The sequence below is a fragment of the Brachyspira sp. genome (assembly GCF_050873525.1).
Classification (GTDB): domain Bacteria; phylum Spirochaetota; class Brachyspiria; order Brachyspirales; family Brachyspiraceae; genus Brachyspira.
This window is the reverse complement of sequence record NZ_JBNMIZ010000115.1, coordinates 1-8,153: the sequence shown is the minus strand read 5'-3', so window position 1 is coordinate 8,153 and position 8,153 is coordinate 1. Positions and strand designations below refer to the sequence as shown.

Below are 8,153 nucleotides of genomic sequence, written 5' to 3'. Positions count from 1 at the left end.
ATATTATTTTATATATTATTGTATTTTTCGATTTTTAATTTATAATTTTAGATTATCAAAAAAGTTTAAATTAGATTATTTTGATAAAATTCGTTTTTTAAGGATTTTTTATGTGCGGTATAGTCGGTTATGTCGGAGAAAATAATTCGGTGGATATTTTAATGAACGGACTCTATTCTTTGGAATACAGAGGATACGATTCGGCGGGAATTTCGATAGTGGAAAACGACAATATAAAAACTTTCAAATCGGAAGGAAAAATTGAAAATCTGCAAAATATTTTGGATAAAGTAAAAATAGAAAAATCAAATATCGGAATAGGACATACGAGATGGGCTACCCATGGCGCGCCTTCCGACATTAACGCTCATCCTCATTCAACGGCGAGACTTTCTTTGGTTCATAACGGAATAATAGAAAATTACAAAGATATAAAAAACGAACTAATCAAAAAAGGCTATAAATTCGTTTCCGAAACCGACACTGAAGTCGCCGCAAATTTGATAGATTCTTTATACGATGGAAATCCTTTGCTTGCAATAAAAAAAGCGATTGAAATTATCGAAGGTTCTTACGCTTTCGCAATAATATTCAAAGACAAGCTCGATAAAGTTTATGCAATCCGAAAAGGAGCGCCTTTAATTGTCGCTTTGGGAAAAGACGGAAAAAACGAAAATTTTATAGCTTCCGATATTCCCGCAATATTGAAATACACAAATAAATATATTTTAATGGAAGAAGAAAATATAGCGGAACTTCAAAAAGATAAAGTTGCAATTTACGATAAAGATTTGAAAGAATTAAAACCAGCGATTAATGAAGCAAATTGGACTTTGGAACAGGCTGAAAAATCGGGTTATGAACATTTTATGATTAAAGAAATTCATGAACAGCCTAAAGCGATTTTGGATACGATAGAACCGAGAATTGTGCATGGAATTCCAGACTTCAAAAGAGACAATATATTGGACGAAAATTTTTGGACTTATTTTGACAGAGTTTATATAGTAGGCTGCGGAACGGCTATGCATGCGGCAATGATAGGAAAAAGATTGATTGAAGATAATTGCAGAATTCCCGTAGAATGCGAAATTGCATCCGAGTTTAGATATAAAAATCCTATTCTAACCGATAAAACTTTAGCTATATTCGTATCACAATCGGGAGAAACCGCCGATACTTTAGCCGCTTTGAATTTGGTTAAAGAAAAAGGATGCAAAAGTCTGGCGATAGTAAATGTAAACGGTTCTTCGATAGCAAGAGCGTCCGATTATGTTATTTATACTTACGCGGGTCCTGAAATTTCAGTCGCTTCCACTAAAGCTTATTCCGTTCAAGTCGCTATAATGTATTTGATAACTTTTAAAATATCTTTGGCTCGAAAATTAAAAAACGAAAATGATATAAAAATTCTTATAAGAAATATGCTTAACGCGATTGATTCTATAAATAAACTGCTCGATATGAGCGAAGAGATTAAAAAATTATGCGTAGATTATAAAGAAGTCGGAAGTATATTTTTTATGGGAAGAGATTTGGATTATTATCAGGTTATGGAAGGCGCTTTGAAAATGAAAGAGATTAGCTATATACATTGCGAGGCTTATGCGGGCGGCGAACTCAAACATGGAGTAATATCTTTAATCACGGAAGGAACTTCGGTAGTCGCTTTGGCAATACAGGAAAAAATCTTAAATAAAATGATAAGCAATATAAAAGAAGTCGTTTCGCGAGGCGCTAAAGTTCTTTTATTTGCAAAAGAAGGAATGAATATAGATAAAGACGCTTACGATAAAATAATATATTTGCCAAATATTGAAGATATGTTTATGCCGATAGCTTCCATTATAGCTTTGCAGCTGCTCGCCTATCATACGGCGGTTGTCAGAGGCTGCGATGTCGATAAACCGAGAAATTTAGCAAAAAGCGTAACAGTAGAATGATTTATTAAAAAATGATTTATAATAATATTTAATATTTTAATTTAGTAGTTTTTTATTTTAGAGTAAGATTTCATGAAAAATTATACAAGAATAATAATATTTTTATCGATTTTAATTTTATTATTTTTAATTAACAAATTAAAGGATTTATTAACTCCGAAAGAAGAGAGATTTTTAAAAGCTGCCGAAGACGGAGATTTGAAAAAGATTAAATCGATGCTTAGTAAAGAAATAAATATTAAAAATTTAATTAAATCCGTAGACAAAGAAAATAATACGGCGTTAATACTAGCTTCAAAATTCGGATATAACGAAATAGTAAAAATTTTAATAGAAAACGGAGCGGATATTAATTTTAGAAATAACGATAATTCAACGGCTTTAATTGAAGCTTCGAGTTTTTATTATGAAGTCGTTAAATTACTTATCGAAAACGGAGCCGATATTAACGCTAAAGATAACGAAGGAACGACAGCTTTAATGAACGCTGCAATGGGAAGCGATTATTATACGGATAATGAAATATGCAAGTTGCTCATAGAAAATGGCTCGGATATTAACGATAAAGATTTGCAAGGAGATAACGCTTTAATATACGCTTCGACTTTTGGAAAGTTTGAAATAATTGAACTTCTTATAAAAAGCGGAGCCGAAATCAATGCGAAAAATAATGACGGCTACACGGCTTTAATGGAGGCTTCGAGTAATGGAAATTTAGAAACGGTTAAACTTTTAATAGAAAATGGAGCGGATGTTAATATTAAGAATAACGATGGAAAAACCGCTTTAGATTTGGCTGATTTTGAAGATGAAGAGATGAAAGAAGTATTGAGGAAAGCTAAAGCTATATAAAAAGCCGAGCCTTTAATCAAAAAGAACTCGGTTTTATTTTTCAAGTTATGAATATAATAATTTATTTTTAAATTTTTAGTAATAAAAAACCTCTTTCCCAAAACCGCTATAAAAAATATCTTCATTATTTAAATCGTATTTATAAACAATATTTCCTCTTAAAATTGTCATAATTACTCGTCCGCCTCTTTTGAATTTGATATAAGGACTCCAAGCGGCTTTTGTTATAATATCTTCTTCTCTTATTTCCGATTCGTTATTTAAATCTATTATTGCCAAATCTCCGTCATATCCTTCTTTCAAAATTCCTTTATTTTTTATGCCGAATATTTTAGCCGAATTTTCGCTCATGATTTTTGTTAATAATTTTAAATCTATCGTTGAATCTTTTACCTTTTTTAGCATTAATTCGAGCGAATGTTCTATTGATGGAATTCCAAAAGTAAGTTTTTCAAGTTTTTCTTTTAATAAATGCGGAGCATGGTCCGTTCCTATTGTGTCGATAGTTCCATCTTTTATAGCTTTCCATAATGCTTCGTTATCTATTTTTTCTTTTAATTCGGGTTTCATTCTCAAAAGCATTTTATTTTTTTCGTTAATATTTTCCGTATTCAAAAATAAATGGTGAGGAGTCGCTTCGCCGTATATTTTCATTCCGCTGTCTTTCGCTCTTTTTAATAAATCTATTTCGCTCGCTAAAGATAAATGACATAAATATAAAGTCGTTCCCGTTCTTTTTGCAATTTTGGTCGCTTTATCAACCATTTTATCTTCGGCATGAACCGACACGATTTTTGAAGCCTCGAATAATTTTTCCAATATTTTATCGTCTTCTATAAGCATATTTCCAGTAGAAGCGTTTAGAAATATTTTTGTAGATGCCGCTTCGTTTTTAATTAATTTTATATCTTCGCTATTATCTGTTTTGCTTCCGCCGAAATGAAAACCGTAATCGACATAAGATTTGCCTGCCATCATTGATTTTTTTTGAATAAGATTTTCTTTTGTTATCGTATTTGGAATCGTATTAGGCATATCCAAAAAAGTAGTTATTCCGCCTCTTGCCGCCGCTTTGCTTCCAGAATTAAAATCTTCTTTATGTGTAAGTCCAGGGTCTCTCATATGCGTATGCGGGTCGATAATTCCAGCGATAACATAATTATAATTTGCGTCTATTATTTCATTATCTTTATATTTTTCAAAATCGTTTTCCAAATCTATTTTTTTTATTTTTTCGTTTTCAATTATTATAGAAACGGGTTTTTGAGAATTTATAATTTTAGCGTTTTTTATTATCATAATTTATCTTTTATTTTATTTCCTTATTACAATAATAACAGAATTTTCCATAATCTTTTTTTACAACTTTATTTTTCGTTTCTTCAAATTGAGTGACGCATTTTTTATTTTGACAAATTATATTTTTATTTTCTACTATCTTATAATCTATTTTCTTTTTAGCCGCTTTCGATTTTATTTTTCCCGTAGCAAGCGACAACATAGCCATTCTTATCGGAACTCCGTTTTTCGCTTGAATAAAATATTTAGCATATTTCGTATTATCTAAATCTATATTTATTTCATCGACTCTCGGAAGCGGATGCATTACTATCATATTCTCATTACATTTTCCATCAATATCTTTTTTTGAAATTCGGAATACATTTTTAACTTTGTTGTATTCGTCTATATCGTCAAATCTTTCTCTCTGTATTCTCGTCATATATAAACAATCAATTTCTTTCAATATATCTTTATAATCGTTATGAATATGATATTTAATATTTGCTTTATCCAATTCTTTTAATATATAATCGGGTATTTGTATCGTATTGGGCGCTATGAAATAAAATTCTCCGTTAAACATTTTCAAGGCATTAGAAAGCGAATGAACGGTTCTGCCGTATTTTAAATCTCCTACAAATGCGATTTTTTTATTTTCCAAATTTCCGAGTTCTTCTCTTATCGTATATAAATCGAGTAATGTTTGACTCGGATGTTCGTTTGCTCCGTCTCCCGCATTTATAATTGGAATATCCGTTATTTCTTCCGCGAATTTTGCCGCTCCTTCAATATAATGCCTCATAACTATAACATCCGAATAAGCAGAAACCATTATTATAGTGTCTCTTAGAGATTCTCCTTTTACAACGGAACTCATATTTGGATTATCGAAACCCAGCACTTGACAGCCCAATTTATACGCCGCCGAAGTAAAAGATAATCTCGTTCTTGTGGAAGGCTCGAAAAATAAACTTGTCATTATTTTACCGACTAATTGTAATCTTCTTTTATTTTCATTCATACAATCCAATTTTTTAGCCGTATCAAGAATTTCAATAATTTCTTTTTTCGACATTTCTTTGATGCCTAATAAATTTTTCATTTTAATATCCTTTTAATAATATTTGAACATAAAAATAGGGAATGAAACAGTTAAACCGTTTGCATTCCCTTTTAAGAATTTCAAATTTATATGCCCAGTCAGACAAATAAAAAATAATCTTATATTTTAAAAATACATTATTCATTTTTATTCCGCTTTAATATAATTTTATTTATTATATTATTTATATTTTAAAAGTCAAGTATTTTTAATATTTTCAATTTTTTATTCACTGAATAATTTTAATGGAACTTCCAAATGTTATTCCAAAGTCTAATTTTGAAAAGTTATACTTATTGTAAATATCGCCGTTTCCATACACTCCAACAACGGAAAGATTATTTCTGGTTGAACGAGGAAGTTGAGCGTTTAAAAAATCGACATCGTATTTCATTCCAAAGTTATAATTTATATAAGCGCCCAATACCACTCCCATTTCTAAATTTTCCTCTTTCATAGAGAAAACTTCATACTCTACGGTTAATTTTATATACGGAGCGAAAGGAACTCTAAAAAGCTTCTTCAAATCTTCATGACTAAATCTTTCTTTTGAAGGCATTACCAAAGAGTATTCGCCTCCTTTACCGTTATAATATTTTATATCGGAATTAGAACTGCCCTCTCCAGATATTGGAATTAAAACTCCCGCTCCCCAACCTATGCTAAATTTTTTATAATTATATTTTTCGGCTATTCCTAATAAAAGGCAATGAAGCGTGAGGCTGTCCGAATATATTTTATACGAGCGATTTAAATCGTCCTTTCTGCTTTCATATTTCGTATCTATAGAATAATAAGAATATCCGATTTCAAAAAGCGAACTTATGCTAAAATTATCGTTTATTTTAGCGTTTAATCCCATTTGCGCGTTTAATTTTGCATCCAAACCGAAATCTCCCTTGATAGAATCAAAATATATTTCATATACGGTATATTTACCTGGCGAGTAAAATTCATGGTCGCCCTTTAATCTTACATCAGTTTGAGTAAAAGTTTTTGAAGCTCCCAAGAAACCGAATATATTGAATTCTGGCGACAACGGAGGAATATCTATACAAAATAAATTTGAAGCGAATATTAAAGTTATTGGAATTATTAAATATTTTTTCATTAAAACCTCTTAAAAAGATTAATTAAATAATTATTTATTATAATTAATATTTTTATATTGTCAATACGAATATTAACGGCTTGATTTTTTTACCGATTTTTATATAATTAAAAAATCTTAAATAATCTTAAATTAAGAAATTTATAATAAAAATTTTTTGAGGATAATTTATAATGTCGCCTAAAAATATTGAAACAAAAAAGAAAAGTAATTTGGTAAAAACTTTGCAATGGGTTGGAGTTTCGGTTATTTCCGTTCTCCTTATAGTATATTTTTTGGTTGTCGATACGAGAGGAAGCCAAACCACGCCGATTATTGGAACGGTAAACGGAACGCCGATTTATTATACAAGCACGAGTCCTTATGGAAGAGCTTTCAGAAGTATAGAAACAAATTATCAGCAGCGTGGAATACAGATAAATAACGAATTGTATTCTTATATAGAAGATATAGCTTTTAGGAGCGCGGTTGTCACGGTTCTTTTGGATAAAATCGCCTCTAAAAATATAAGAGTTTCGGACAATCTCGTAGTCGATTTTATGAAAATGCAATTTGTCGACACAAACGGAATTTACAACGATAACGCTTTTCAGTCGTTCATTAAAAATACTTCTCAATCCGAAAAATTAAGAATACAAAAAGAAATAAAAGAAAATATTTTATCTCAAACTATATCCGCCGAACTTTTTGACAATATAAAAGTTAATTCTTTGGAAACGGAAAGAAATTATAAAAAAACAGAAACGAAAAGAGATATTGAAATGGCTTATATAGACGCCGCTTCGATTGTGGAAAATTCCGAAATTCCCGCATCCGATTTGGAAAGATATTTTAACGAAAATAAAAACGATTTCGCTCAAGCGGATATTTCTTATATAGTTTTGGAAAGCGGTGGAGTCGCCGACAATTTATACAAAACCTTAAATGACGATATAACTTTATTTGAAAAAAATGCCATCGAAAAAAGTATAGACACAAATAATTATAGATTGGGTTATGTAACGAGAATGGAAATGCCTTCCAGAAGTTTTGCCGACAGTATTTTTACGAATAGCAAAACGAATACTTTACTAGAGCCGATTTATGTAAACGGAAATTATTATGTTGTTTTATTAAACGATATAAGACTTCCAGAAAATTATACCGATGTAAAAACCGATATTTTGAGAAACGAATATTTAAATGCAAATATGAACGCATTACTTGAAGCGGAAAAAACTAGGCAGTCCGAAATATTGAAAAACGCGTTCGATAGGAATAATAATCTTGCGTCTTTAAATAATAACGGAAATATAAAATATTATAAACCTTCGTCTCCATTTTATTATAATCAAGGCAGATTGAATACCGCCGATGGAAATATTATTCCCGAATCTTCCGAAGAGATTTTTTATAGAAGAGTATTTTCTTTGGATGTCGGTTCGGTTAGCGATGTAGTAAAACTTGAAAGCGGAATCGCTATAATAAAAGTTTTGTCGGAGGAAAAACCGAATATGAACGAAATTGCAAATTTGGATTCATATACAAAAGCGGAATTAAAAAACGAATTAAGTTTTTATGCGGAAAACGAATGGCAAAATAGGAATATTGAAAAAGCCAGAGTGAAGAGAAATAATATAAGATAATTTTTTGATTCATTCCAGCTTTTTGCAAAATACTATATTTAGATTGAATTTATTGATTATTTATTAAAACTAATTCATAAAAATTTTATAATAAACATTGACATTGAAATATTAAATCGTATAATAAAATAATCATAATTTAGAAGGCGTTAAAAATGGGCTTATTTAAATGGCAAGAAGACATAAACGATATGTTTAATAATCCTCAAAAAAGAGCTATGCTGGAAGAGGGAATT

General features: G+C 30.2%; 6 protein-coding genes. 3 read left to right on the top strand and 3 right to left on the bottom strand.

All coding sequences use genetic code 11. The features are described from left to right. The first annotated feature begins 110 nt into the window (after positions 1 to 110). Together glmS and ACR0QS_RS08440 are read left to right on the top strand one after the other, a co-directional pair. Positions 111 to 1,943: a glutamine--fructose-6-phosphate transaminase (isomerizing) gene (glmS, locus tag ACR0QS_RS08445; protein ID WP_432633004.1), complete on the top strand. Its 1,833-nt coding sequence runs from the start codon at positions 111 to 113 to the stop codon at positions 1,941 to 1,943. Positions 1,944 to 2,015: 72 nt separating this feature from the next. Continuing rightward, complete coding sequence (locus ACR0QS_RS08440; protein WP_432633003.1) at positions 2,016 to 2,795, top strand: ankyrin repeat domain-containing protein; 780 nt, start codon at positions 2,016 to 2,018, stop codon at positions 2,793 to 2,795. A gap of 75 nt (positions 2,796 to 2,870) precedes the next feature. On the opposite strand, the gene ACR0QS_RS08435 is transcribed toward ACR0QS_RS08440, so the two are convergent. From ACR0QS_RS08435 to ACR0QS_RS08425, 3 genes are all read right to left on the bottom strand, one after another. After that, positions 2,871 to 4,094 (bottom strand): dihydroorotase, encoded by a 1,224-nt coding sequence (locus tag ACR0QS_RS08435; protein ID WP_432633002.1) that lies wholly within the window; start codon positions 4,092 to 4,094, stop codon positions 2,871 to 2,873. Between the two features lie 10 nt (positions 4,095 to 4,104). Next, positions 4,105 to 5,181 (bottom strand): aspartate carbamoyltransferase, encoded by a 1,077-nt coding sequence (pyrB, locus tag ACR0QS_RS08430; protein WP_432633001.1) that lies wholly within the window; start codon positions 5,179 to 5,181, stop codon positions 4,105 to 4,107. Between the two features lie 229 nt (positions 5,182 to 5,410). Beyond that, the gene (locus ACR0QS_RS08425; protein ID WP_432633000.1) at positions 5,411 to 6,292 is read right to left on the bottom strand and encodes a hypothetical protein; all 882 of its coding nucleotides are present in this window, start codon (positions 6,290 to 6,292) and stop codon (positions 5,411 to 5,413) included. Between the two features lie 170 nt (positions 6,293 to 6,462). On the opposite strand from ACR0QS_RS08425, the gene ACR0QS_RS08420 reads away from it, so the two are divergent. Continuing rightward, positions 6,463 to 7,917, top strand: a complete 1,455-nt coding sequence (locus ACR0QS_RS08420) for a peptidyl-prolyl cis-trans isomerase (RefSeq protein ID WP_432633005.1) — start codon at positions 6,463 to 6,465, stop codon at positions 7,915 to 7,917. Positions 7,918 to 8,153 lie beyond the last annotated feature (236 nt).

Bases quoted from the DNA above. Each gene is read 5' to 3' on its own strand.
- ACR0QS_RS08425 (WP_432633000.1), bottom strand. From the start codon at position 6,292: ATGAAAAAATATTTAATAATTCCAATAACTTTAATATTCGCTTCAAAT.
- pyrB (WP_432633001.1), bottom strand. From the start codon at position 5,181: ATGAAAAATTTATTAGGCATCAAAGAAATGTCGAAAAAAGAAATTATT.
- ACR0QS_RS08435 (WP_432633002.1), bottom strand. From the start codon at position 4,094: ATGATAATAAAAAACGCTAAAATTATAAATTCTCAAAAACCCGTTTCT.
- ACR0QS_RS08440 (WP_432633003.1), top strand. From the start codon at position 2,016: ATGAAAAATTATACAAGAATAATAATATTTTTATCGATTTTAATTTTA.
- glmS (WP_432633004.1), top strand. From the start codon at position 111: ATGTGCGGTATAGTCGGTTATGTCGGAGAAAATAATTCGGTGGATATT.